This window comes from Streptomyces mesophilus (assembly GCF_040300965.1).
Classification (GTDB): domain Bacteria; phylum Actinomycetota; class Actinomycetes; order Streptomycetales; family Streptomycetaceae; genus Streptomyces; species Streptomyces mesophilus_A.
Genome location: NZ_JBEPEW010000017.1, coordinates 1 through 24,891, shown reverse-complemented (window position 1 = coordinate 24,891; position 24,891 = coordinate 1). Strand labels below are relative to the sequence as shown.

Sequence of the window (24,891 nt, the reverse complement as noted above, 5' to 3'; positions counted from 1 at the left end):
CGTGGTGGTTTGCGGCGAGGGAGACCCGTCATGATCGATTTCCTCAACCGGAACATCTTCCAGCCCCATCCGGAGCTGCTGGTGTTCCTCACGGTCGCGATCGGCTTCCTGTTCGGGAAGCTGCGCTACAAGGCGATCGCGCTCGGTGCGGTCACCGGCTGTCTGATCGCCGGGCTGCTGCTCGGCGCGCAGCTCAAGGTGACGATCGACGGCACGGTGAAGAACCTGTTCTTCACGATGTTCCTGTTCGCCCTCGGCTACCGGGTCGGGCCGCAGTTCTTCCAGGGCCTGAAGAAGGACGGCGTTCCACAGGTCATCAACGCCGTGGTGGTCTGTGTGACCGGCCTGCTCGTGTCCTGGGGCTTCGTCTCGATGCTCGGATACGGGCCAGGCCTGAGCGCCGGCTTCCTCGGCGGGGCGCTGACGCAGTCGGCCGTCATCGGTGTCGCACAGGACGCCATCAGTAACCTGCCGGGCCTGTCCGCCGACCAGATCAAGGACGAGCAGAACCTCGTCGCCGTCGGCTATGCCGTCTGCTACCCGCTCGGCACCATCCTGTGCGCGCTCCTGCTCGCCAATGTCCTGCCCCGGCTCTACCGCAGGAACCTGGCCGCCGAATCCGCCCAGCTGGCCGCGGAGTTGGACGTACCGGCCGGGAACCCCGATCTGGGCGAGGGCTACTACGAGGTGGTGCTGCGCGCGTACACCGTGCAGCGGCCCGATGTGGTCGGCCGTACGGTTCAGGACTTCGAGAATCAGCAGAAGGAGCTGGGCCGGCGCATCTACCTCACCAATGTGCGGCGCGACGGCAAGGTCCTCGAGCACGATCAGAACCTTGTGCTGGCCGAGGGCGACATCGTCGCGGTCAGCGCGCTGCGCGGCGATCTGGTCACCTATGACGCCCGTACGCATATCGGTGCCGAGGCCGATGACGCCGAACTGCTCGGCTACCAGACCGAGACGCTGCACGTGATCGCCTCGGAGAAGGAGCAACTGGGCAAGACCGTCGCCGAGTTGCGGGCCGAGCCGTTCATGGTGGGCGTCTACATCGACAAGCTGTACCGCTCGGGTTCCGAGTTCCCGTACCGGCTTTCGACGAAGATCGAACGCGGGGACACCCTGATCCTCACCGGCCCCAGGCGGCTGGTCGATCCGGCGGGTGCGGCGATCGGCAAGCCGGTGCCCACCTCGTTCGCCACCGACATGATCTGGGTGGGGCTCGGGATCTTCCTCGGCGGCTGCATCGGCATTCCCGCGCTGACGGCGGGAGGTGTGCCGATCTCGCTGTCCACCTCGGGCGGTGCGCTGATCATGGGCCTGGTCTTCGGCTGGATCCGCGGCAAGTACCCGACCTTCGGCAACGTACCGCCGGGTGCCCAGTGGTTCATGGACACGCTCGGTCTCTGTCTGTTCATCGCCGTCGTCGGCCTGAACGCCGGCCCGAGCTTCACCTCCGGCCTGTCCACGGCCGGTTGGGGACTGCTGCTCTGGGGCGCCGTCGCCACCCTGATCCCGCTGATCGTCGGGTTCCTGGTCGGCCATCACATCCAGAAGATCCGCTTCCCGATCCTGATGGGCGTCCTGGCCGGCGGCCAGACCACCACGGCCGCGATCGGGGCCGTCAACGAACAGTCGCGGTCCCAGGTGCCGACGCTCGGCTACACCGTCCCGTACGCCATCGGCAATGTGCTCCTGACCATCTGGGGCGCCGTCATCGTCCTCCTGCACCACTGACCTCACGGACTTCCAGGGAGCCGTCATGCCCAAGACCACCTTCACGCGCGAGGAGATCCAGTCCTTCGCCCAGCTCAGCCCGTTCGAGCTGAAGGACAAGTTCATCCAGATCGCGCAGGCCGTCCAGGAGGACAAGCCCGGCCAGAAGGAGAAATCCTCCGCGCAGATGCTCAACGCCGGGCGCGGCAACCCGAACTGGATCGCCTCGGGCCCCCGCGAGGCCTTCTTCGCGCTCGGCTACTTCGCGCTCTCGGAGTCCAAGCGGGTGTGGAGCGCGGACAACCTCGGGGGGATGCCGGAGAAGGGCGACATCGGCAAGCGCTTCGACCGCTGGCTGCGAGCCAACCCCGAACTGCCCGGCACGGAGATGCTGCAGGCCTGCGTGGAGAAGGCGGTCGAACGCTTCGGATTCGACCGGGACGCCTTCCTGCACGAGCTCGCCGACTCCATCGTCGGCGACAACTACCCGGTCCCCGACCGGATGCTGGTGCACGCCGAGAAGGTCGTCCGCGGCTACATCGGCGACGAGATGTTCGACAAGCGGCCCCCGGCGGACAACAACCTGAGCCTGTTCGCCACCGAGGGCGGCACCGCCGCGATGTGCTACATCTTCGACTCGCTGATGAAGAACGGGCTGTTGAAGAAGGGCGACAAGATCGCTCTGCTTACGCCGGTGTTCACGCCGTATCTGGAGATCCCGGAACTCGACACGTACGAGTTCGAGGTCGTGCACGTCTCGGCGAGCATGTTCGCCGAGACCGGGGTGCGTGAATGGCGCTATCCCACCGAAGAGGTCGCCAAGCTGGAGGACCCGGCCATCAAGCTGGCCTGCATCGTCAACCCCTCCAACCCGCCCTCCCTGGCGATGAGTCAGCGCGTGATCGACCAGATCAAGGACATCGTCGCCACCAAGAACCCCCATCTGCTGCTCGTCACCGACGACGTCTACGGCACCTTCGTCGAGGGTTTCCGCTCCATCGCCGCGGACCTCGCCCGCAACACGCTGCTCGTGTACTCGTACTCCAAGCACTACGGCTGCACCGGCTGGCGTCTCGGAGTGATCGGTCTGCACGACGACAACGTGATCGACGAGATGATCGCGAACCTCCCGGCGGACGAGAAGGCACGCCTGGCCAAGAGGTACGGGACGCTGACGCTGGAGCCGGAGAAGATCAGGTTCATCGACCGGCTCGTCGCCGACTCCCGGCAGGTCGCCCTCAACCACACCGCGGGCCTCTCGCTGCCGCAGCAGGTGCAGATGGTGCTGTTCTCCCTCTTCGACATGCTCGACGAAGGGCAGGCGTACAAGCTCAAGGTCCGCTCCATCGTGCAGCAGCGCCTCGACCTGCTGCTCGAAGGTGCCCAGATGAAGATCAGCGAGGATGCGCAGCGCGCCGGCTACTACATCGAACTCGATCTGCTCGCCGAGGCGGAGCGCACGCAGGGCAAGGAGTTCGCGGACTTCCTCGAGAAGAACTACGAGCCCGTCGACCCGCTGTTCCGGCTCGCCGAGCAGACCCATGTCGTGCTGCTCAACGGCGGCGGTTTCGACGGCCCGGAGTGGTCCGTGCGGGTCTCTCTGGCCAACCTCGACGATCTGGACTACCTGAAGATCGGGCACCATCTGCGGGCGATCTTCGATGACTACATTGCGGAGTGGCGGGCTTCGAAGGGATAGGGCCCCGAAGGGGTAAGTCGGCTCTTTCGTACCGTAAGTCGACTCTTTCGTGCGGTAAGTCTGTTCCTTCGTGCGGTAAGTCTGCTCCTTCGTACGGTGATTGGGGTCTTTCGTACGGTGATCGGGGCCCGTGGCCGGGAGGCGCGGGCCCCTTCGCGTGCCGGGGTGCGGCAGTTGTGGGAGCCGAGGCGCGGCAGTCGTGGAGGGTGCCGGCGGAGTTATCCACAGGCTCTGACGCGCTCGGGCGAGGCAGCGTACGGTCTGGGGCAGTCGATGTCCGCGCACGGCGGACCTGGGAGAACGGGGAGGGCCGTCGTGGCCGAGACCGAGGCGATCGTGCAGCAGCGGCAGGCGCGGGTGCCGGCGCAGGACGGAGCTGTGGGCGCGCGGATTCCGAGCGTGCAGGGCTTCGCGCAGTGGGCGGCCGAGGAGTCGCCCAAGCGCCGGGGGAAGGCGCTGCGTGAGCGCATAGGACGGTCCGCGCATGCCGAGTTCACCGCGGACCCGGGCCGGCCCGACGCGGTCTCGGCCGTCGAGGAGTCCAGTGCGGGCCGGATCCCCGAGCTCACCCCGCTGCGGGTGGGACGGATGTCCGCCAACCCCTTCGCCTTCCTGCGCGGCTCCGCCGGACTCATGGCGTACGACCTGGCCCGCACCCCGGTGACCGGCATCGGCGCGCAGATCTGCGGCGATGCGCACGCGGGGAACTTCGGGCTTTACGGGGACGCGCGCGGCGGACTCGTCATCGACCTCAATGACTTCGACGAGACGGTGGTCGGGCCTTGGGAGTGGGATCTGAAGCGGCTCGTCACCTCGCTCGTGGTGGCGGGGCGCGTGGCCGGGGTGGGCGAGGACACCTGCCGTGAGGCGGCGGCGGACGCGGCGGGGGCGTACCGGCGCACGATGCGGCTGATGGCGAAGCTGCCCGCCCTCGAGGCATGGCATGCGATCGCCGACGAGGAACTGGTCTCGCACACCGACGCCCACGACCTGCTCGGCACCCTGGAGCGGGTCTCCGAGAAGGCACGGCGCAACACGAGCGGGCGCTTCGCGGCCAAGTCCACCGAGACGCTCGAGGACGGCAGCCTGCGCTTCGTCGATGCGGAGCCGGTGCTGCGGCGGGTGCCGGACGCGGAGGCCGCGGCGGTGGCGGCCTCGCTCGAGGAGTACGTGACCACGCTGGGCGAGGACCGGCTGCCGCTGCTCGCCCGGCACGCGATCCAGGACGTGGCGTTCCGCGTGGTGGGCACAGGGTCGGTCGGCACCCGTTCGTACGTGGTGCTGCTGCAGGACCACCGGGGCGAGCCGTTCGTCCTGCAGGTGAAGGAGGCCCGCCCGTCGGCGCTCGCCCCGCACCTGCCGGTGGCCGGATTCAAGGCGCCCGAGACGGGGCACGAGGGCCGTCGCGTCGTCCTCGGCCAGAAGCGGATGCAGGTGGTCAGCGACATCCTGCTCGGTTGGACCACCGTCGAGGGACGCCCTTTCCAGGTACGGCAGTTCAGGAACCGCAAGGGCAGCGTCGACCCGGCCGAGCTCGCCGCCGACCAGTTGGACGACTACGGCCGGATGACCGGCGCCCTCCTGGCCCGCGCCCATGCGCACGGCGCGGACCCGCGGCTGATCTCGGGCTACTGCGGCAAGACGGAGGAGCTGGACGAGGCCATGGCCGCTTTCGCGATGACGTACGCGGACCGCACGGAGGCAGACCACGCGGTACTGGAGACGGCGGTGCGGGAAGGGCGGGTTGAGGCCGAGTTGGGGGTGTGAGGGGGAGGGCGGGGGCTGACTGGGGTTGGGTTTCGGTGGGGTGCTGTGTGGGCTCGGGCTCGGGCTGTGGCGGGGTGTGAGAGGGGGAGGGGTGAGGCTGTGCGTGTTTGGTGAGGTGTGCCGCCGCTGGCCGGTGGGGTGACGCGGACGCCCGCCGGTCGGCAGCCGCGTGGCGTGCTGTGTGGGGTCGTGCTTCGGCGGGGTGTGAGGGGTGGAGGAGCGGGGCCGTGCGTGCCTGGTGACGTGTGCCGCCGCTGGCCGTTGAGGTGACCCGGACTCCCACCGGCCGGCAGCCGCACGACGGCGGAAGGGGACGGGGAGGGGTGCCTGTCATACGGGCGCCCCCGTCGGAAACGGCGGCCCTTCGCGGGAACGGTGCCATTGCCCGTATGACAGGTACCCCGGACCGGCACCGACCCCACGACGAGACCGCAGGCGCGACCTCAGGACGACACCGCAAGCGGGGCGTCAGGACGAAGCCGCAGACGAGACCGCAGGCGCGACGTCAGGACGACACCGCAGGCGCGACGTCAGGACGACACCGCAGGCGCGACCTCAGGGCGAAGCCGCAGACGTGAGCACCGGGATGGAGGGGGCACAGGAGCCGAGGCACGCGTTGAGGGAAGGGGCGCGGAGGTGGGGCGGTGCCCAGGTCGCTCACCGGCGCCCCGGCCGGTACGGCATACAGGGCAGGGCGCGGTGGCGGGTGGCCTAGGCTGGACGGGTGACGACCCCGGAAGCTGACGAGCCCGTACCGCCGCAGGACGCTGGGCAGGAGCGGCCCGAGGCCCGGCTCGAGCGGGCCGTGCGGGCGGCCGAGCAGGCCCTGATCGAGTACGAGATCGCCGTCGAGACCTTCCGCGTCGAGGTGGAGAACTTCTCACGACTGCACCACCAGAAGCTCGGCCCCATGTACGCCCGGCTCGAAGAGCTCGACGCCCTGATCGCCGAGGCGAAGGCCGCGCGCACCGGAGACCCGGACGACCTGCGGACCGCCCAGGAGCTGCGTGCCCGGGTGCTGCCGATGCCCGATGTGTCCGAGCTGTTCAACGAGTGGATCGACTCCGACGGCCTCTCCCCCGAAGCCGCCGCGATGCTCAACGAGCAGCCGGTGCGGGCGCCCGAGCGGGTGCGGCCCAGCGATGAGGCCCGCAAGCTCTACCGCGACCTCGTACGCAAAGCCCACCCGGACCTGGCCCAGGACGACAAGGAGCGGGCCCGGCGTGACGAGTTCATCGCCCGGGCCAATGCCGCCTACGCCCGAGGCGACGAGCCGCTGCTTCGCGAGCTCACCGAGGAGTGGGCTGCCGGGCCCGTACCGCCCGAGCAGCAGCCCAGTGAGAGCGAGGAGCTGTACGCGCGCCTCGAGTGGCTTGCACGGCGCAAGGAGCTCCTGTCCGTGGTCGCACGCGATCTGGAGGAGGGCCCGATCGGGTCCATGCTGCGGATGGCCCCCGACGACCCGGACCGCCTGCTCGAGCAGATCGCCGAGCAGCTGATCGCGCAGGTCGGCGAGCGTGAGGCGGAGCTGGCGTCGCTCGCGCAGTAGCCGATGCGGACGGCTCCGGCCGGGCTGACGCGGCGCCCGTCCGCGCCGACAGCCAGGGCCGCCAGCCCGCGCCGGCTGGTCGTGCGCGGGTGGCTCCGGCTGGGCGGATCCGGATCGCTGAGTCCGGGCCGGTGCGGCGGGCAGCTCCGGCCGGGCCGAGGCCGGGGCCGGGGCGGGCGCGTGGTCGGGTAGCGTCGGGGCATGGTTTTCGGTTCTGGTGTGCCCACGGTCGGCGTCGACGCGCTGAACGACAGCGACTTCCTGGTGGACGTCCGTGAGGACGACGAGTGGCAGGCGGGCCACGCCCCGCACGCGCTGCACATCCCCATGAGTGAATTCGTCGCCCGCTACGGCGAGTTGACCGAGGCGGCGCCGCAGGACGGCAAGGTGAACGTCATCTGCCGCTCCGGCGGGCGCTCCGCCCAGGTGACGATGTACCTCGTGCAGCAGGGCATCGACGCGGTCAACGTCGCCGGCGGTATGGAGTCCTGGCACACGGCCGGCCGGCCCGTCGTGGACGACAAGGGGCAGCCGGGCTTCGTCGTCTGAGCTTCGTCGTCCGAGTTCCCGCGGACAAGCCGGGCACCTGCGAACGGGTGCCCGGCTTCGGCATGCTCAGGCCCTCAGGCGAGGGTGTGCGTGGCAAGGAGCTCGCCGAGGGCCTCCTCGTGGGCCGCGGCCGGCCCGAGCGACAGCTCCAGCTGCTTGGCCCAGGCGTGATAGCGGTGCAGCGCGTAGTCGGTGTCGGCGCCGAAGCCGCCGTGCAGATGCTGGGCGGTCTGCACGACCCTGCGGACGCCTTCCGAGGCCCAGATCTTCGCCACCGCGATATCGCCCGCGGCCGGCAGCGCACCGCCCGCGCCCGTGGAGATACGCCAGGCCGCCTGCCAGAGGGTGACCTCCATGGCGCGCAGATCGATGAAGCGGTCCGCGGCCTGCATGGCCACCGCCTGGAATGTGGCCACCGGGTGCCCGAACTGCTCCCGCTTGCTGGTGTATTCGCTGGTCATGCCCAGCACACCCTCGCCGAGGCCGAGCGCCAGCGCACACGTACCGGTCGCGAGCAGCTGGTGCAGGGACTCCCAGGCGCCGTCGGCGTCGATGACGTTTGTGGCGGGGATCCGTACGGACTCCAGGCGGAGTTCGGCGAAGCGTTCGCCCGAGGTGGAGAACTGTTCGGCGAGCGTGAGCCCGTCGTGGACCCGGGGCACGAGCGCGAGCACGGTGCGGCCGTCGGTGGTGTGAGCGGGAACGACCGTGTAGTCGGCGGTGTGCGCCCACGGCACCCCGGTCTGCAGTCCGTCGAGCACCCAGTCGGTGTCGTCGGGGCGTGCGGAGACGGCGAGTTCGGCACTGTCGTGGCCGGTGCGGCCGTTGGCGGCGACGGTCAGGACCGTGGTGCCGTCGGCAACGCCCGGCAGGATCCGGGCCTTTGCCTCGGAACTCCCGTACATCTCAATGGTCTTGGCGGCCGCGCTGGACTCCAGAAGCGGTACGCGCGCAAGGACCTTCGCCGATTCGCGCAGTACGAGGCAGAGGGCGATGGCGTCGAGGCCCGCCCCGTCGTACTCGTCCGAGAGCAGCAGACTCAGCACGTCCGCCTCGGCGAGCTTGGCCCACAGCGCGCGGTCGAAGTCGTCGGCGACGGCTCCCGGGGTCAGGGCCGGGCTCGGCACCGCGTCCACGTCCACGCCGGCGAAGACCGCCTTGGCCGCCTCGACGGCCGCCTGCTGCTCTTCGGTGAAGTCGAAGTCCACTGCCTGTCCTCCCGTGCGCGCCGGCTCTGTCCGGCGGCGCCCGGCCATACGGGCACCGCCATCTGACGGACCGTCAAGATAGAACAGGTTCTAGCGGATTGGAATGGCCCCGCCGGAGCGGGATCGCACACCGGGGCGGGATCGCACACCGGGGCGGGATCGCACACCAGGGTGGGATCCACACCAGGGTGGGATCCCACATCGGGGTGGGATGGCCCCATCACGCTGGGATCGCCCCCCAGCCACTGCGGGATCGCCCCCATTCGCGACGGGATGGCCCCACCACGATGGGGATACCCCCACCGCGAGGGGGAGGGCCCACCCGGCAATGCCCGGCCCGGCCTGGCGGGGACCTCAGCGGTCGAAGTCCAACTCCACCTGCTCCGTGGCCGGATGGGACTGGCAGGCAAGGACATAGCCCGCGTCCGTCTCTTCCGGCTCCAGCGCATAGTTGCGGTCCATCCGCACCTCACCGGAGACCAGGAAGGCGCGGCAGGTGCCGCAGACCCCGCCCTTGCAGGCATACGGAGCGTCCGGACGGTTGCGCAGGACGGTCTCCAGAAGGGACTCGCCGTCCTGGACCGGCCAGCTCCCCGACCGTCCGTCGAGCTGCGCCGTCACCCGGCTGTGCGCCACGACGGGCACCTGCGAGGACGCCGGGGCCGTACCGGAGTCCACATGGAAGATCTCCTCGTGGATCCGCGCCCGCTCCACCCCGAGCCCCCGCAGCGCGCGCTCGGCGCCCTGCACCAGGCCGAACGGTCCGCACAGAAACCATCCGTCGATCCGCTCGACGGGCAGCAGCGCGGGGAGCAGCCCGGTCAGCCGCTCCTCGTCGAGCCGCCCCGACGGGAGCCCAGCCTGCTGCTCCTCCCGCGACAGCACGGTGACCAGCTGGAAGCGCTGTGGATAACGGTCCTTGAGGTCCGCCACCTCCTCCAGGAACATCGTCGAGGCAGCGCTGCGATCGCTCCGTATCAGACAGAAACGAGCCTCCGGCTCCCGCGCGAGAAGCGTGGCGGCGATGGACAGCACCGGCGTGATGCCACTGCCGCCGACGACCGCGGCGAAGTGCCCCGGCCTCGGCTCCAGGGTGAACCGGCCCGCTGGGGTCATCACATCGAGCGTGTCACCGACGGCGATCTCCTTGTGCGCATACGTGGAGAACTCGCCGCCCTCGACCAGGCGTACGCCCACGCGCACCTCGGCGGGGCCGTCCGCCCCGAGCACGGGCGAGCACACCGAGTACGTACGACGGATCTCGGCGCCTTCCGCGTGGCGCCGTATCGCCAGGTGCTGGCCCGGCGCATAGCGGTACTCCGCGCGGAGCTCCGGCGGCACGGTGAAGGTCAGGGCCACGGAGTCGTCTGTGAGCCGGTCGACCGCGGTCACGCGCAGAGCGTGGAACCGGGACTTGGCAGGGGCCCCCATCACAACTCCTTGAAGTGGTCGAACGGTTCACGGCAGCTCACGCACCGTCGCAGCGCCTTGCACGCGGTGGACGAGAAACGGCTGAGCAGCTCCGTATCGATGGAGCCGCAATGCGGGCAGCGCACGGCGAGCGTCAGCGGTATCGGACCGTCCGCCGGCTGGGGCCGGGGCGGGGCGATGCCCGCCTCGGAGAGCTTGCGACGGCCCTCCGCGGTGATGTCGTCCGTGGACCAGGCCGGTGCGAGCACCGTCCGTACCGTCACCTCGGGCATGCCCTCGGCATGCAGCACGTCCTCGATGTCACAGGACATCGCCTCGACGGCGGGGCAGCCCGTATACGTCGGCGTGATCTCGACGCGGACCTCGCCGGGACCGAACATCCGCAGATCGCGTAGTATCCCGAGGTCGCCCAGGGTGACCATCGGCAGCTCGGGGTCGGGCACGGCTCCCGCGAGCTCCCAGAGCCGCTGCTCCAAGGGAGTGCGTTCGCGGGTGCGTTCGGCGGTCACCACGACGCCCCCGGGTGGCTGCGGTGCAGATGCTGCATCTCGGCGAGCATCCGCCCGAACGGCTCCGTGTGCAGCCCTTCGCGTCCCGCGCCCGCGGCCCACGCCCCGGTGCGCGGACCTTCCGGTACCCGCAGGGTGGCCCGCTCGATCACGGCGGTGACCGAGGAGAGCCAACGGGCTTCCAGCTCCTGCCAGTTGACCGCCTCGAGGCCGTCGACCGGCCGGAACATCTCCCCGGTGTAGCGCCACAGCGCATCGAGCCCGCGCTGCATCCGAGCCTGGCTCTCATCCGTGCCGTCGCCCAGGCGGAGCGTCCACTGCTCGGCGTGGTCCTGGTGGTATGCCACCTCCTTGACCGCCTTGGCGGCGAGCGGCCCGAAGACGGGATCGCCGGCCAACGCCTCGTACAGGAAGCGCTGGTAGGTGGAGAAGAGGAGCTGGCGGACGATGGTCTGGGCGAAGTCCCCGTTCGGCTGCTCGACCAGCTGGAGGTTGCGGAAGGCGCGCTCCTCGCGGAGATACGCCAGCTCGTCCTCGTCGCCGGCCATCGAGAGGAGCACGCGGGCCTGGCCTAGGAGGTCGAGGGCGATATTGGCGAGCGCCACCTCCTCCTCGAGGACCGGGGCGTGGCCGGCCCACTCGGCGAGGCGGTGGGAGAGCACCAAGGCGTCGTCACCGAGCGCCAGCGCGGCGCCGGTCGTGCCCGACACGGTCGCGGTCACAGGTGCTTCACCCCGTCCGGGATCTCGTAGAACGTCGGGTGCCGGTACGGCTTGTCGGCGGCCGGCTCGAAGAACGGGTCCTTCTCGTCCGGCGAGGAAGCGGTGATCGCGGTGGACGGGACCACCCAGATCGAGACGCCTTCGCTGCGCCGCGTGTACAGATCGCGGGCATTGCGCAGGGCAAGCTCCGCATCCGGTGCGTGCAGGCTGCCGGCGTGGGTGTGCGAGAGCCCGCGCCGCGAGCGTACGAACACCTCCCACAAGGGCCAGTCGCCGCTCATGCCGTTGCCTCCTGCTCGTTCTGTGCGCTGCGTGCCGTGGTGTGCTTCGCGGCGTGTGCGGCCGCCGCCTCCCGTACCCAGGCGCCGTCCTCATGGGCCTTGCGGCGCTGGGTGATCCGCTGCTCGTTGCACGGGCCATTGCCCTTGAGGACATCCCAGAACTCGGTCCAGTCGATGGCCCCGAAGTCGTGCTGCCCCCGCTCCTCGTTCCACTTCAGATCCGGGTCGGGGAGGGTGAGACCGAGCGCCTCGGCCTGCGGGACGGCGATGTCGACGAAGCGCTGGCGGAGCTCGTCGTTGGAGTGGCGCTTGATCTTCCAGGCCATGGACTGCGCGGAGTGCGAGGACTCGTCGTCCGGCGGGCCGAACATCATCAGCGACGGCCACCACCAGCGGTTCACCGCGTCCTGCGCCATCGCGTGCTGTGCCTCGGTGCCGCGGCTGAGCGTGAGCAGCAGCTCGAAGCCCTGGCGCTGATGGAAGGACTCCTCCTTGCAGATCCGCACCATCGCGCGGGCGTAAGGACCGTAGGAACAGCGGCAGATCGGCACCTGGTTGGTGATCGCCGCACCGTCCACGAGCCAGCCGATCGCGCCGACGTCGGCCCAGGTCAAGGTGGGGTAGTTGAAGATCGAGGAGTACTTCTGGCGGCCCGCGTGCAGCTTGTCGAGGAGCTCTTCGCGGCTGGTCCCGAGGGTTTCGGCGGCGCTGTAGAGGTACAGCCCGTGGCCCGCCTCGTCCTGGACCTTGGCCATCAGGATCGCCTTGCGGCGCAGTGAGGGCGCGCGCGTGATCCAGTTGGCCTCGGGCTGCATGCCGATGATCTCGGAGTGCGCGTGCTGCGCGATCTGGCGCACCAGCGTCGCGCGGTACGCGTCGGGCATCCAGTCCCGCGGTTCGATCCGCTCGTCGGCGGCCACGGCGGCGTCGAACACCGCCGTACGGTCAGCGTCCACCGCCGTCTGACCAGCGTCTGTCACCGTCGCCATGCCCGGCCCCCTTGCCTCGGCACTCGATCCTGGGCTGCCCGCGTCTTCGCGGTCGCCTTGATCAATCTACCGACCGATCGTTCGGTTCGCTTGGTTTCCATGGTGGGACCGGCGGCCGTAGGGTGTCAACCCTGTGGATAACGTCACGAGAGCTGTGCGTGGCGACCGACGCTGAGTACCGTTCCGACCCGTAGCGGCAGAGGCGGATGGGGAACGGGGCGGAATGGACGCGTACGACGAGGACACGGGCGCGGGCCCGGGGTCCGAAACCGCGGCTCCGTCCGCAGCGGAGGGTCCGTCCGCAGCGGAGGGTCCGTCGGCGTCCGCGTCCGACCGGACCGACCACAGCCCGGAAGTCAGCCCGCCGCCCAGGCCCGAGGCGGACCCGGCGCCGGCGGGCCCGGCGTTGTCAGTGGGTGCCGATAGCCTTCAAGGGGCTCGGCCCCCGGGAGGGCGGGGTCTGTCCGGCGAACCCGGTGCAACAGGCGGGCTCACCGCCCTCACCCTCCCCTACCAGCTGGCCGCCGCCCTGGTCCTCGCCGTGGTCGCGGTGGTCGGTGCGGTGCATCTCGGCATGGTGTTTCTGCACGTGGCCCCGTCGAACAGTGCTTCCAGGGAGTACGGGGAAGCGGTGGACGGCTGGATCTACCCGGAGTTCGAGCAGAACTGGAAGCTGTTCGCACCCAACCCGCTGCAGCAGAACGTCGCCGTCCACGCCCGCGCCACGGTGCGCACGGAGGGCGGGCACCTGCGGACGACCGGGTGGATCAACCTCTCCGCACAGGACGGTGCCGCGATCGACGGCAATCTGCTGCCCAGCCACACGGAGCAGAACGAACTGCGCCGCGCTTGGGACTTCTACAACGGCTCGCACACCAGCGAGAACGTCTCGAACGGTCTGCGCGGCGACCTCTCCGAGCGCTATCTCCGCCGGATCGCTCTGCTCCGCTTCGACCGCGAACCGCTCGGCGGCACTGTGGAACGCATTCAGCTGCGCTCCTCCACGACCAACGTGCAGCCGCCCAAGTGGAGCGCGGAGAAGATCGACTCGAAGCCGTCCTTCCGTGAGCTGCCCTGGTGGACGATCACGTCCCGCGACCGTGAGGTGAGCGCCCGATGAGCAGCCCCGAGCGGCCGATGAGCAGCCACGAGCGCCCGATGAGCAGCCACGAGATGACCAGCCACGAACCGCCGTTGGGCAACAGCCACGAACCGCCGTTGACCAACACCCACGCGCAGCCCCTGGCGAAGCGCCGCTTCGACCAGTCCGTGGCCAACGGCGTGCTGCGGGTCACGGGCGCCGCGCTGGGCCCGTATCAGAGCGCCGTCATCCGGATCGGCTTCGCGCTGACCTGGCTGCTCTTCCTGCTGCGCGAGTTCCCGCACCGCCATGAGCTCTATGGTCCCGAGGGGCCGTGGGGCTGGGACATGGCGCAGCAGCTGATCGCGGACAACCGCGCCTTCACCGTGCTGATGTGGGACGACGGGCGCGGCTGGTTCGAGTTCGTCTACCTCGTGGCCGTGCTGTCCAGCGCCCTGCTCCTGGTGGGGTGGCGGACCCGGACGATGTCCGTGCTCTTCATGGTCGGGGTGCTGTCGCTGCAGAACCGCAGCGTGTTCATGGGCGACGGCGGCGACAACGTCATCCATCTCATGGCCATCTACCTGGTCTTCACGCAGTGCGGCCGGGTCTGGTCCCTCGACGCACGGCGTGCGGTCCGGGGGCCCGAGGGCGAGGACCGGGTCGGTCCCCTTCTGTGGACGGTGCTCGGCGGGCTGCTGCTCTTCGGAACGTTCACCGGCAGGTTCGACTGGCAGACCGAGCTCCCCTGGAATCTGCCGATCATCCCGTACCTGTTGTGGGGCGTCTGGCTCGGGACCGCCCTGAGCTGGTGCGTCAGGCGGTACGGGAGTGAGCAGCCGCGCATCCTGGCGGATGTCGTCCGCAATCTGCTGCACAACACGGCGCTGGTCGTGATCATGGCCGAGGCCTGTCTGATCTACGCCACGGCCGGCTGGTACAAGATCCAGGGCAGCCGCTGGCAGGACGGCACGGCGGTGCACTACCCGCTGCACCTCGACTATTTCTCGCCCTGGCCCGCCCTTTCCGAGCTGCTCTCCTCGTTCGCCCTGCCGCTGCTTCTGATCACTTACGGCACGGTCGCGGTCCAGGTCGCCTTCCCCTTCACGCTCTTCAACCGGCGCGTGAAGAACGTGCTGCTCGCCGCGATGATCACCGAGCATGCGGTGATCGCGGTGATCCTCGGCCTGCCGTTCTTCTCGCTTGCGATGATCGCCGCGGACGCGGTCTTCCTGCCGACCACCTTCCTGCGCCGGCTCGAACGTCTCACCACGCGGGTACGGGACCGGGTGCTGCCCCGGCGGCGTGGTGTGGAACTGCCCGCGCAGCGGACGGACGAGGAGGCCGCCCGGCCGGAGCGGGAGCCGGAAAGCGTCGAGCACGCGCGCGCGTAGGGCGAGCGTGCGCGCATAGGGGAGCTTGCGCGCGTAGGCCGTGCGCGCGCGTAGGCTGCACGCCATGAGCGCGGGCAAGGCCGGTACGCAGAGCACGGATGTCGTACGACGATGGCGTACCCACGCCGACGACTGCGTGCTCCTCGACGGCTTCCACGCCCTGAAGCACGCTCTGCGCTTCGGCGCGGAGATTCCGCTCGTGCTCACGTCGGACCGGCAGGGTGCTCTCGACCTCGCCGCGGACCTCGCTCCGGATGTCGCCGGGGCGCTGGGCGCGCGGGCCGTGGACGTCCCCGATGACGTGCTGCGCACGCTGGTGCCGCGGCTGCATCCGACGCGGATCGCGGCGCTGGCGGTACGGCCCTCCCGTACCGCGCGGCTCGCGGCGCTGTCCGACACCGCGCGCCGTGCGCCGGTCGTCGTGCTCGACCAGCCGCGCAACCTCGGCAACGCGGGGGCCGTGATCCGTCTCGCAGCCGGGTTCGGGGCGACCGGGGTGGTCACCACGGGTCCGTTGGACCCGTGGCACTCCACAGTCGTACGGGGAGCGGCGGGGCTGCACTTCGCCACTGCCGTCGAGCAGTTGAGCGTGCCGGAGCTGCCGGCCGGGCCGTTGTTCGCCCTCGATCCCGAGGGCGAGGACATCCGCTCGTACGCGCTGCCCGACGATGCGTTGCTCGCCTTCGGCTCGGAGCGCAGCGGGATCTCGCCCGAACTGCGGGACCGGGCCGACCACTTGGTGTCCCTGCCGATGCGGTCGCAGGTGTCCAGCTACAACCTGGCGACCAGCGTGGGGATGACCCTGTTCCACTGGTCGGCGGGGCACGAGTTCGGTTGAGCGGTGCCGGTGCCGGTGCCGGTGCCGGTGCGGGTCGGGGTGCGGGCGCGGGCGGTGCGGGGGTGGGTTGTTTTCTTGGGGCGCTGCCCCAAGCACCCCCAGCGAGGGCTGCGCCCCCTGCACCCCACTAGCAGGCCGGCCTACTTGGCCTCCCGGCGCACCTCCACCACCCTGAACCGGTTCGACACGAACGCTCCGTCGCACAGGGCCGCGTTTGCTGCCGGGTTGCCGCCCGAGCCGTGGAAGTCGGAGAAGGCAGCTGTCTGGTTGACGTATACCCCGCCCGTCAGGTTCAGCGAGAGCTGGGCGCACTCCTCCAGGCAGGCCTCCTCCACGGCGCGCTCCACCTCGTCCGACGTGGTGTACGCGCCGACCGTCATCGCGCCCTTGTCCCGCACCGTGCGCCTCAGCAGCTCCACCGCGTCGGCCGATGAGTCGACCGCGACCGCGAAGGAGACCGGGCCGAAGCACTCGCTGAGGTACGCGGCCTCCGCGTCGGGCTTGGTGCCGTCGAGCTTGACGATCACCGGGGTGCGCACGACCGCGCCCGGGAACTCCGGGTTCTCGACTTCCCTTGTGGCCAGGGCGAGTTCACCGAGGCCGGGTGCCGCCTCCAGGCGGGCCTTCACATCCGGGTTGACCAGCGCGCCGAGCAGCGCGTTCGCCCGGGCGTCGTCGCCGAGCAGTCCGGAGACCGCGCCGGCGATGTCCGTGACCACCTCGTCGTACGACTTGGGGCCGGCGTCCGTGGTGATGCCGTCGCGGGGGATCAGCAGGTTCTGCGGGGTCGTGCACATCTGGCCGCTGTAGAGGGAGAGGGAGAACGCCAGGTTGGAGAGCATTCCCTTGTAGTTGGCGGTCGAGTCGATGACGACCGTGTTGACGCCGGCCTTCTCCGTGTAGACCTGTGCCTGGCGGGCGTTGGTCTCCAGCCAGTCGCCGAAGGCGGTGGAGCCGGTGTAGTCGATGATCCGGATCTCCGGCCGTACCGCCAGGGTCTTGGCGATGCCCTCGCCCGGGTTCTCGGTGGCGAGACACACCAGGTTGGGGTCGAAGCCCGCCTCGGCGAGCACCTCGCGGGCCACCTGCACGGTGAGCGCGAGCGGCAGGACCGCGCGCGGGTGGGGCTTGACCACCACCGGGTTGCCGGTGGCGAGGGAGGCGAAGAGGCCCGGATACCCGTTCCACGTCGGGAAGGTGTTGCAGCCGATCATGAGCGCGATACCGCGCGGCACGGCCGTGAACTGCTTGCTGAGGTTGAGCGGATCCCGCTTGCCCTGCGGCTTGCTCCACTCCGCCGCACCCGGCGTGCGCACCTGCTCGGCATAGGCGTACGCGACTGCCTCCATGCCCCGGTCCTGGGCGTGCGGCCCGCCGGCCTGGAACGCCATCATGAAGGCCTGGCCGCTGGTGTGCATGACCGCGTGCGCGAACTCATGGGTGCGCGCGCTGATCCGCGCCAGGATCTCCAGGCAGACGACGGCGCGCAGCTCGGGCCCGGCGTCGCGCCAGGCGGGGATCGCCGCGCGCATCGCGGGCAGCAGCACGTCCGGATCCGCGTGCGGATACTCGATGCCCAACTCGATGCCGTACGGCGAGACTTCACCGTTCTCGGAGCCGCCCGTCCAGCCGTCGGTGCCCGGCTGGCCCAGGTCGATCCGGCTGCCGAGTAGCGCGTCGAAGGCGGCCTTGCCGTCAGCGGCGCTCAGGCTGCCTTCGAAGGGGGAGCCCTCTCCGTACGCCTTGGGGTGCTCGGGGTGCGGCGACCAGTAGGCGCGTGTGGCGATGGCGTCCAGCGCCTTGAAGAGCGTGGGGTTGTGCTTCTCGGTCAGCTGTTGAGCGGTGAGCTCGGCGGCGGCCATGGAGACCAACTCCTCCTCATGCCGGTTCGACGGTGAACCGGTGAGCTTGGACGGTGACGGGCGTGCGGCGCTGCTGGGCAGCGGCGCGGTGAGAGCTGCTGGGCAGGGAGGTGCGACGAGAGCTAGAGTAACCGAACGATCGGTCGGGACAAGGGGGTCCGGGGAACCTGTGGAAAACCCATACGGGAGGATCGCGGACATGACAGCAAGCGACCGCGCCGCCTCGCAGCCGGAGGACCGCACGCCCGAGTCCGGGCCCGTGCGGGACCGCGTGCCCGTGCCGACCGCCCTGTCCGTGGCCGTCATCGGCACCGGCACCATGGGCCAGGGCATCGCCCAGGTCGCGCTCCTGGCCGGCCATCACGTGTATCTGCACGATGCGGCGCCGGGCCGGGCCAAGGAGGCGGTCGGTGACATCACGGCGCGCCTGGACCGTCTGGTGGAGAAGGGCCGTCTGACCTCCGGGGCCCGCCATCAGGCACGGTCGCGACTCGTGCCCGTCACGTCCCTCGGCGCGCTCTTCGACTGCGGCCTGGTCATCGAGGCCGTCACCGAGCAACTCGCAGTGAAGCAGGACCTCTTCAAGGAGCTCGAGAAGACCGTCTCCGACGACTGTCTGCTCGCCACGAACACCTCCTCCCTCTCCGTCACCGCGATCGCCGGCGCCCTGCGCGTCCCCGGCCGGTTCGTCGGCATGCACTTCTTCAACCCCGCGCCGCTGCTGCCCCTCGTCGAGATCGTCAGCGGGCACGCGACCGACGAGGCCGCCGCGTCCCGCGCGTACGACATCGCCCGCGCCTGGGGCAAGACCCCGGTCCGCTCGGCCGACACCCCCGGGTTCATCGTGAACCGCATCGCCCGCCCCTTCTACGCGGAAGCGTTCCGCCTGTACGAGGAGCGCGCCGCCGACCCCGCCACCCTCGACGCGGTGCTGCGCGAGTGCGGCGGCTTCAAGATGGGGCCCTTCGAGCTCACCGATCTGATCGGCCAGGACGTCAACGAGGCGGTGACGCGCTCGGTCTGGGAGTCCTTCTTCCAGGACCCCAAGTTCACGCCGTCCCTGGCGCAGCAACGGCTCGTCCAGTCGGGCCGGTTGGGCCGCAAGTCCGGTCAGGGATGGTTCTCGTACGAGGAGGGGGCGGCGCGTCCCGAACCGCGTACGGAGCCGCCGGCGGACGCGCCCGCGAGCATCACCGTCCATGGAGACCTCGGCCCGGCCAAGGCGCTGGTGAAGCTTGCCCGGCAGGCCGGTATCGGCGTCGAGGCCGAGGACGACGCCGAGCCGCACATCGAACTGCCGGGCGGTGGGCTGCTGTTCCCGACCGACGGCCTGCCCGCCGGGGTGTACCAGGCCGAGGACGTCCTGGTCTTCGACTGGTCCTTCGACTACGCGGCGGCCACGCGCATCGCCCTGGCCACCGGTCCGCACACCGGGCAGGGGGCCAGGTCCGAGGCGGCCGGCTTCTTCCAGGCGCTGGGCAAGAAGGTCACGTACATCCCGGATGTGCCCGGCATGATCGTGGCCCGCACCATGGCGATGCTGATCGATCTGGCTGCCGACGCCGTCGCCCGCGAGGTCGCGCACCAGGAGGACGTCGACACCGCGATGCGGCTCGGCGTCAACTACCCGGTCCGGCTGCTCGACTGGGCCGCCGAGACGGGTGAGCTGCGCATCGCGAGCGTGCTGCGCAACCTGCACACGTACCACCCCACCGGCCGCTACGGACCCACCCCGGGCCTGCTCGGCCGGGTCGATCCCATGGAGTACGGGGACCTGCTATGACCACTGCCAGACGCGACACGTACACCCCCGAGACGCTCCTCGCCGTGGCCGTGCAGGTCTTCATCGAGCGCGGATACGACGGCACCTCCATGGAGCACCTCTCCAAGGCCGCCGGGATCTCCAAGTCCTCGATCTACCACCACGTCGCCGGCAAGGAGGAGCTCCTGCGCCGCGCCGTGAGCCGCGCGCTCGACGGGCTCTTCGGCATCCTCGACGAGCCCGAGGCGTGCGAGGGCCGTGCGGTGGACCGGCTCGAGCACGTCACGCGGCGCATGGTCGGCGTACTGACCACCGAACTCCCGTATGTGACGCTGCTGCTGCGCGTCCGCGGCAACACCGAGACCGAACGCTGGGCGATGGACCGCCGACGGGACTTCGACCACCGGGTCGCGGATCTGCTCAAGGCCGCCATCGCCGAGGGCGATCTGCGCGGCGACGTGGAGGCCCGGCTCGCGACGCGGCTGCTCTTCGGGATGATCAACTCGCTGGTGGAGTGGTTCCGCCCGGAGGCCCGGGGTGCGGACGGAGCGGAAATCGCGGACGCCGTGGTGCAGTTGGCGTTCCGGGGGCTGCGAGTGGAGGACTGAGGACCGCGGACCTCCGGTGTACGGACGGCCTGGGTGCGGCATGCGTGCCCCGCAGACCCGGCACCGACCCACCACGACACCGCACGCGCGAGCACGCGGCGGGCAGAGCCTCACACGCGGCGTATCCGCCCGTCGGCCCTCACGCCTCAGGATCCAGATCCGTCTCCTCGAAGACCAGGAGCGTGCGCGTGCTCAGGATCTCCGGCATGGACTGGAGTCTGGTCAGGACGAGCTCGCGCAGCGTGCGGTTGTCCGGGGTGTGGACCAGGAGCAGAACGTCGAAGTCACCGCTGACCAGGGCGATATGGGCCGCGCCCGGCAGCGCGCGCAGCTGTTCGCGGACCGTGCGCCACGAGTTCTGGACGATCTTCAGGGTGATGTAGGCGGATGCGCCCTGGCCCGCGCGCTCGTGGTTGACCCGGGCACCGAAGCCGCGGATCACGCCGTCCTCGATCAAGCGGTTGATACGGGCGTACGCATTGGCGCGTGAGACGTGCACGTGTTCGGCCACGGAGCGTATCGAGGCGCGACCGTCCGTCTGCAGCATCCGCAGGATCGACCGGTCGATCGAGTCCAGCGGGCGCGGTGGGATCTCGGCCTCGGGGGAGTCCGGTACGCCCCCGGCCTGCGTGGCCTCCGGGGGTCTCGAGGATCCGTCCTCGGCCATTCGTTCAGATGCCATGTCCCCCCGCCTCCCTACCATGGACGTAATGCATCTATCCCAGGCTGTGGAGAACCGTTTGTCCACAGCCTGGAGGGGCCTGTAGCCAAAATGTGTCGGCGACCGAACAATCGGTTGGTGAGGCGCATCACAACCGCGCTGCCCGAGGCAGCTCCCACGAGGAGCCGCCGAGCCGCTCCCACAAGGAGGTGCAAGCGGTGTCCACGCGTACAGATCACGGCACACCGGTGATGGAGCAGCGGGGGGTCCACCAGCCCACGCCGCCGCCCGCCTGGAAGCCCCGCACGGACCCTGCCCCGCTGCTGCCGGACCCGGAGCCGTACCGGGTCCTCGGCACGAGCGCCGCGGACAAGTCCGACTCCGCTCTGTTGCTGAAGCTGTACGGGGAGTTGGTGCGCGGCCGGCGCTACAACGCGCAGGCGACCGCCCTCACCAAGCAGGGCCGCCTCGCCGTCTACCCGTCGACCACCGGCCAGGAGGCCGCCGAGGTCGCCGCCGCCCTGGTCCTCGAGGAGCAGGACTGGCTCTTCCCCAGCTATCGCGACACCCTCGCCGCCGTGGCCCGCGGGCTCGACCCCGTGCAGGCCCTCGGTCTGCTGCGCGGCGACTGGCACACGGGCTATGACCCGTACGAACACCGCATAGCCCCCCTGAGCACCCCGCTCGCCACCCAGCTCCCGCACGCGGTGGGGCTCGCGCACGCCGCGCGCCTCAAGGGCGACGACGTCGTGGCGCTCGCCATGGTCGGCGACGGCGGCACCAGCGAGGGCGACTTCCACGAGGCGCTGAACTTCGCGGCCGTATGGAAGGCCCCGGTCGTCTTCCTCGTGCAGAACAACGGCTTCGCGATCTCCGTGCCGCTCGCCAAGCAGACCGCCGCCCCATCGCTGGCCCACAAGGCCGTCGGCTACGGGATGCCGGGCCGCCTGGTCGACGGCAATGACGCGGCCGCGGTGCACGAGGTCCTGAGCGAGGCCGTACGCAATGCGCGGGCCGGCCACGGTCCGACGCTCGTCGAGGCCGTGACGTATCGCATGGACGCGCACACCAACGCCGACGACGCGACCCGGTACCGGGACGACGCCGAGGTCGAGGTCTGGCGCGCGCATGACCCGGTCGCCCTGATGGAGCGGGAGTTGACCGGCCGCGGGCTGCTCGACGACGAGCGGATCAAGGCCGTACGGGACTCCGCGGAGGAGTTCGCGGCCGCACTGCGCCAGGGGATGAACGCGGATCCGGTGCTCGACCCGATGGATCTGTTCACCCACGTATACGCGCAGCAGACCACCCAACTGCGCGAGCAGGCCGAGCAGTTGCGGGCCGAGCTGGAAGCGGAGCAGGAGCGATGAGCACGGCAGTCGGCCTTTCGGGGGCCTCCCGGACGAAGCCCGCCACCATGGCGCAGGCCCTGCAGCGGGCGCTGCGGGACTCGCTCGCCGAGGATCCGTCCGTCCATGTGATGGGTGAGGACGTCGGCGCGCTCGGCGGGGTCTTCCGGATCACCGACGGGCTCGCCAAGGAGTTCGGCGAGGACCGCGTGACGGACACCCCGCTCGCCGAGGCCGGGATCCTCGGTACCGCGGTCGGCATGGCCATGTACGGCCTTCGGCCGGTCGTGGAGATGCAGTTCGACGCGTTCGCGTACCCGGCGTTCGAGCAGCTGATCTCGCATGTGGCCAAGATGCGCAACCGCACCAAGGGCGCGATGAGTCTGCCGCTGACCATCCGTGTGCCGTACGGCGGCGGTATCGGCGGCGTCGAGCACCACAGCGACTCCTCCGAGGCGTACTACATCGCGACCCCGGGCCTGCATGTCGTCACACCGGCCACGGTCGAGGACGCGTACGGCCTGCTGCGTGCGTCGATCGCCTCCGACGACCCGGTGATCTTCCTGGAGCCCAAGCGGCTCTACTGGTCGAAGGATTCCTGGAACCCCGAGGCGCCCACGTCCGTTGAGCCGATAGGCAGGGCCGTGGTGCGCCGACGGGGTCGCAGCGCGACGCTGCTCACGTACGGGCCCTCGGTCCCGGTCTGCATGGAGGCGGCCGAGGCCGCGCGGGCCGAGGGATGGGACCTCGAAGTCGTCGATCTGCGCTCGCTCGTGCCGTTCGACGACGAGACGGTCTGCGCGTCCGTGCGCAGGACGGGGCGTGCGGTGGTCGTGCACGAGTCGGGTGGCTTCGGCGGTCCCGGTGGCGAGATCGCCGCGCGGGTCACCGAGCGGTGCTTCCACCATCTGGAGGCGCCGGTGCTGCGCGTCGCCGGGTTCGACATTCCTTATCCGCCGCCCATGTTGGAGCGCCACCATCTGCCCGGGGTCGACAGGATCCTGGACGCGGTGGCGCGGCTGCAGTGGGAAGCGGACGGGTCGGATGGGCCGGCCGCGTCGGATGGGGGAATGAGCTGATGGCACAGGTCCTCGAGTTCAAGCTGCCCGACCTCGGCGAGGGACTCACGGAGGCGGAGATCGTCCGCTGGCTGGTGTCCGTGGGCGAGGTGGTCGCGATCGACCAGCCGGTGGTCGAGGTGGAGACGGCCAAGGCGATGGTCGAGGTGCCCTGCCCCTACGCGGGGGTGGTGACGGCCCGCTTCGGCGAGGAGGGTTCGGAACTTCCGGTCGGTGCCCCGCTGTTGACGGTGGCGGTGGGGGCTTCGGCTCCTTCCGACGCGGGTGCCGCGGCCGCGGATACGGCGTCGTCGTCGGACGGTGAGGCCGAGGGGTCGGGGAATGTGCTGGTCGGGTACGGGACGGGTGCCGCGCCTGCTCGTCGGCGACGGGTGCGGCCGGCTTCGTCCGTAGTCGGTTCCGCGCCGCCAGTCGGTTCCGCGCCGCCGGTTGCTCCGGCGCCTGCGGTTGCTCCGGCACCTTCCGTCGGTGCGGCACCTTCCGTCGGTCCGGCACCTTCCGTCGGTTCAGCGCCGCTCGACGGGGTTCCGGGGCAGACGCCCGGCCGTCCGTCCGGTGGCTCGCCCGCGGCCGAGGGACCCGTGCCGGTGATCTCTCCTCTCGTCCGCCGGCTGGCGCGTGAGAACGGGCTCGACCTGCGGGAGTTGACCGGCTCGGGGCCGGACGGGCTGATCCTGCGTGCCGATGTCGAGTACGCCGTACGGGCCGCCGGACAGCGGACCGCCGCCGTACCGGCCGAGCCCGTGCCTGCGCACGGGGAGACACGGACACCGTTGCGCGGGGTGCGCGGTGCCGTGGCCGACAAGCTGTCCCGCAGCCGGCGCGAGATCCCCGAGGTGACCGTCTGGGTGGACGCGGACGCCACCGAGCTGATGACCGCGCGGGCGGCGATGAACGCGGTGGGCGGGCCGAAGATCTCGCTGCTCGCGCTCTTCGGCCGGATCTGCACGGCCGCGCTCGACCGCTACCCGGAGCTCAACTCCACGGTGGACACGGCCGCGCGCGAGATCGTGCGGCTGGACCGGGTGCATCTGGGCTTCGCCGCGCAGACCGAGCGCGGGCTCGTCGTGCCGGTGGTGAAGGATGCGCAGTCCAGGGGCGCCGAGTCGCTGAGCGGTGAGTTCGCCCGGCTGACCGAGGAGGCCCGGGCGGGGCGGCTCACTCCGGCCGATCTCACGGGTGGCACTTTCACGCTGAACAATTACGGGGTGTTCGGCGTCGACGGCTCCACACCGATCATCAACCACCCCGAGGCCGCGATGCTCGGGATCGGGCGGATCGTGGCCAAGCCCTGGGTGCACCAGGGGGAGTTGGCGGTACGCAAGGTGGTCCAGCTGTCGCTGACCTTCGACCACCGGGTGTGCGACGGCGGTACGGCGGGCGGGTTCCTGCGGTACGTGGCGGACTGCGTCGAGCAGCCGGCGGTGTTGCTGCGGTCGTTGTGAGGGGTGGGGTGAGGGCTGGGGTGGTGGCTGGGGTGGTGGGGGCTGGGCTTTTTGGTGCGGGTGTCCCGGGGTTTCCGGGTGCTCCTATTCGTCGCGCCCGGCAGGCGCTCCTATTCGTCGCGCCCGGCGCCCCCGGCGCGCCCGGCGGCGCTTCGAATACCGGCAGGGTCAGGGTGTGACCTAAGTCCCGCCGCACCCGGGCCCTCCGCAGGGGTAGCAAAGATCCAACGCGCGGCCATACTCGTCGGGTGACCACGTATGACGCCGTAGTGCTCGCCGGGGGCGCGGCCAAGCGCCTCGGGGGAGTCGACAAGCCCGCGTGCAAGTGGGCGGGCGCGCCCTGCTCGACCGGGTGCTCACCGCCTGCGCCGCGGCGGGCACCACGGTCGTCGTCG

Annotated in this window: 21 protein-coding genes and 1 pseudogene; 14 read left to right on the top strand and 8 right to left on the bottom strand. The window is 70.4% G+C overall.

The genetic code is table 11. The features are described 5' to 3' along the window. Positions 1-30 precede the first annotated feature (30 nt). From aspT to ABT367_RS09125, 5 genes are all read left to right on the top strand, one after another. The gene (gene aspT / locus ABT367_RS09145) at positions 31-1,734 is read left to right on the top strand and encodes an aspartate-alanine antiporter (RefSeq protein ID WP_352251162.1); all 1,704 of its coding nucleotides are present in this window, start codon (positions 31-33) and stop codon (positions 1,732-1,734) included. A gap of 25 nt (positions 1,735-1,759) precedes the next feature. Further along, positions 1,760-3,412, top strand: a complete 1,653-nt coding sequence (locus ABT367_RS09140) for a bifunctional aspartate transaminase/aspartate 4-decarboxylase (protein WP_352251160.1) — start codon at positions 1,760-1,762, stop codon at positions 3,410-3,412. Between the two features lie 273 nt (positions 3,413-3,685). Next, the gene (locus ABT367_RS09135) at positions 3,686-5,179 is read left to right on the top strand and encodes a DUF2252 domain-containing protein (protein ID WP_434975431.1); all 1,494 of its coding nucleotides are present in this window, start codon (positions 3,686-3,688) and stop codon (positions 5,177-5,179) included. A gap of 724 nt (positions 5,180-5,903) precedes the next feature. Beyond that, positions 5,904-6,728 carry a J domain-containing protein gene (locus ABT367_RS09130; protein ID WP_352251158.1) on the top strand — a complete coding sequence of 275 codons (825 nt, stop codon included), beginning with the start codon at positions 5,904-5,906 and terminating at the stop codon, positions 6,726-6,728. Positions 6,729-6,929: 201 nt separating this feature from the next. Then, on the top strand, positions 6,930-7,277 hold the full coding sequence (locus tag ABT367_RS09125) for a rhodanese-like domain-containing protein (RefSeq protein ID WP_352251156.1): 348 nt from the start codon (positions 6,930-6,932) through the stop codon (positions 7,275-7,277). 74 nt (positions 7,278-7,351) lie between these two features. On the opposite strand, the gene ABT367_RS09120 is transcribed toward ABT367_RS09125, so the two are convergent. The 6 genes from ABT367_RS09120 to paaA all read right to left on the bottom strand — a co-directional run bounded on the left by ABT367_RS09120 (position 7,352) and on the right by paaA (position 12,417). Continuing rightward, complete coding sequence (locus tag ABT367_RS09120; protein WP_352251154.1) at positions 7,352-8,485, bottom strand: acyl-CoA dehydrogenase family protein; 1,134 nt, start codon at positions 8,483-8,485, stop codon at positions 7,352-7,354. 354 nt (positions 8,486-8,839) lie between these two features. Next, the gene (paaE, locus tag ABT367_RS09115; protein ID WP_352251151.1) at positions 8,840-9,916 is read right to left on the bottom strand and encodes a 1,2-phenylacetyl-CoA epoxidase subunit PaaE; all 1,077 of its coding nucleotides are present in this window, start codon (positions 9,914-9,916) and stop codon (positions 8,840-8,842) included. Beyond that, on the bottom strand, positions 9,916-10,425 hold the full coding sequence (gene paaD / locus ABT367_RS09110; RefSeq protein WP_352251149.1) for a 1,2-phenylacetyl-CoA epoxidase subunit PaaD: 510 nt from the start codon (positions 10,423-10,425) through the stop codon (positions 9,916-9,918). Before paaD ends, paaE begins: the two co-directional genes overlap by 1 nt. Beyond that, the gene (gene paaC / locus ABT367_RS09105) at positions 10,422-11,147 is read right to left on the bottom strand and encodes a 1,2-phenylacetyl-CoA epoxidase subunit PaaC (protein ID WP_352251147.1); all 726 of its coding nucleotides are present in this window, start codon (positions 11,145-11,147) and stop codon (positions 10,422-10,424) included. Before paaC ends, paaD begins: the two co-directional genes overlap by 4 nt. Beyond that, complete coding sequence (gene paaB / locus ABT367_RS09100) at positions 11,144-11,428, bottom strand: 1,2-phenylacetyl-CoA epoxidase subunit PaaB (protein WP_187814722.1); 285 nt, start codon at positions 11,426-11,428, stop codon at positions 11,144-11,146. Before paaB ends, paaC begins: the two co-directional genes overlap by 4 nt. Next, complete coding sequence (gene paaA, locus ABT367_RS09095; RefSeq protein ID WP_352251145.1) at positions 11,425-12,417, bottom strand: 1,2-phenylacetyl-CoA epoxidase subunit PaaA; 993 nt, start codon at positions 12,415-12,417, stop codon at positions 11,425-11,427. The genes paaB and paaA overlap by 4 nt, the downstream gene beginning before the upstream one ends. Positions 12,418-12,829: 412 nt before the next feature. On the opposite strand from paaA, the gene ABT367_RS09090 reads away from it, so the two are divergent. The 3 genes from ABT367_RS09090 to ABT367_RS09080 all read left to right on the top strand — a co-directional run bounded on the left by ABT367_RS09090 (position 12,830) and on the right by ABT367_RS09080 (position 15,730). Beyond that, the gene (locus ABT367_RS09090; RefSeq protein ID WP_352251143.1) at positions 12,830-13,537 is read left to right on the top strand and encodes a DUF5819 family protein; all 708 of its coding nucleotides are present in this window, start codon (positions 12,830-12,832) and stop codon (positions 13,535-13,537) included. Then, complete coding sequence (locus ABT367_RS09085; protein ID WP_352251141.1) at positions 13,534-14,892, top strand: HTTM domain-containing protein; 1,359 nt, start codon at positions 13,534-13,536, stop codon at positions 14,890-14,892. Before ABT367_RS09090 ends, ABT367_RS09085 begins: the two co-directional genes overlap by 4 nt. 64 nt (positions 14,893-14,956) lie before the next feature. Beyond that, positions 14,957-15,730 carry a TrmH family RNA methyltransferase gene (locus ABT367_RS09080; protein WP_352251139.1) on the top strand — a complete coding sequence of 258 codons (774 nt, stop codon included), beginning with the start codon at positions 14,957-14,959 and terminating at the stop codon, positions 15,728-15,730. Between the two features lie 140 nt (positions 15,731-15,870). Here ABT367_RS09080 and paaN read toward each other — a convergent pair whose 3' ends face one another. Further along, positions 15,871-17,592 (bottom strand): phenylacetic acid degradation protein PaaN, encoded by a 1,722-nt coding sequence (gene paaN / locus ABT367_RS09075; RefSeq protein WP_352251137.1) that lies wholly within the window; start codon positions 17,590-17,592, stop codon positions 15,871-15,873. A 199-nt stretch (positions 17,593-17,791) separates the two neighbouring features. On the opposite strand from paaN, the gene ABT367_RS09070 reads away from it, so the two are divergent. Further along, positions 17,792-19,375 carry a 3-hydroxyacyl-CoA dehydrogenase gene (locus ABT367_RS09070; RefSeq protein ID WP_352251134.1) on the top strand — a complete coding sequence of 528 codons (1,584 nt, stop codon included), beginning with the start codon at positions 17,792-17,794 and terminating at the stop codon, positions 19,373-19,375. Beyond that, the gene (locus ABT367_RS09065) at positions 19,372-19,962 is read left to right on the top strand and encodes a TetR/AcrR family transcriptional regulator (RefSeq protein WP_352251132.1); all 591 of its coding nucleotides are present in this window, start codon (positions 19,372-19,374) and stop codon (positions 19,960-19,962) included. The genes ABT367_RS09070 and ABT367_RS09065 overlap by 4 nt, the downstream gene beginning before the upstream one ends. A gap of 139 nt (positions 19,963-20,101) precedes the next feature. Here ABT367_RS09065 and ABT367_RS09060 read toward each other — a convergent pair whose 3' ends face one another. After that, positions 20,102-20,644: an Lrp/AsnC family transcriptional regulator gene (locus ABT367_RS09060; protein ID WP_352251130.1), complete on the bottom strand. Its 543-nt coding sequence runs from the start codon at positions 20,642-20,644 to the stop codon at positions 20,102-20,104. A 230-nt stretch (positions 20,645-20,874) separates the two neighbouring features. Between ABT367_RS09060 and pdhA the strand changes: the two genes are divergently transcribed. The 4 genes and pseudogenes from pdhA to ABT367_RS09040 form a co-directional block, all read left to right on the top strand. Further along, positions 20,875-21,993, top strand: a complete 1,119-nt coding sequence (gene pdhA / locus ABT367_RS09055; protein WP_352251242.1) for a pyruvate dehydrogenase (acetyl-transferring) E1 component subunit alpha — start codon at positions 20,875-20,877, stop codon at positions 21,991-21,993. Then, a complete protein-coding gene (locus ABT367_RS09050; RefSeq protein WP_352251128.1) occupies positions 21,990-23,051 on the top strand; it encodes an alpha-ketoacid dehydrogenase subunit beta in 1,062 nt (353 codons plus the stop codon). The genes pdhA and ABT367_RS09050 overlap by 4 nt, the downstream gene beginning before the upstream one ends. After that, a complete protein-coding gene (locus ABT367_RS09045) occupies positions 23,051-24,496 on the top strand; it encodes a dihydrolipoamide acetyltransferase family protein (protein WP_352251126.1) in 1,446 nt (481 codons plus the stop codon). Before ABT367_RS09050 ends, ABT367_RS09045 begins: the two co-directional genes overlap by 1 nt. A 248-nt stretch (positions 24,497-24,744) precedes the next feature. Further along, a pseudogene (locus ABT367_RS09040) lies at positions 24,745-24,891 on the top strand (NTP transferase domain-containing protein); the annotation flags it as partial.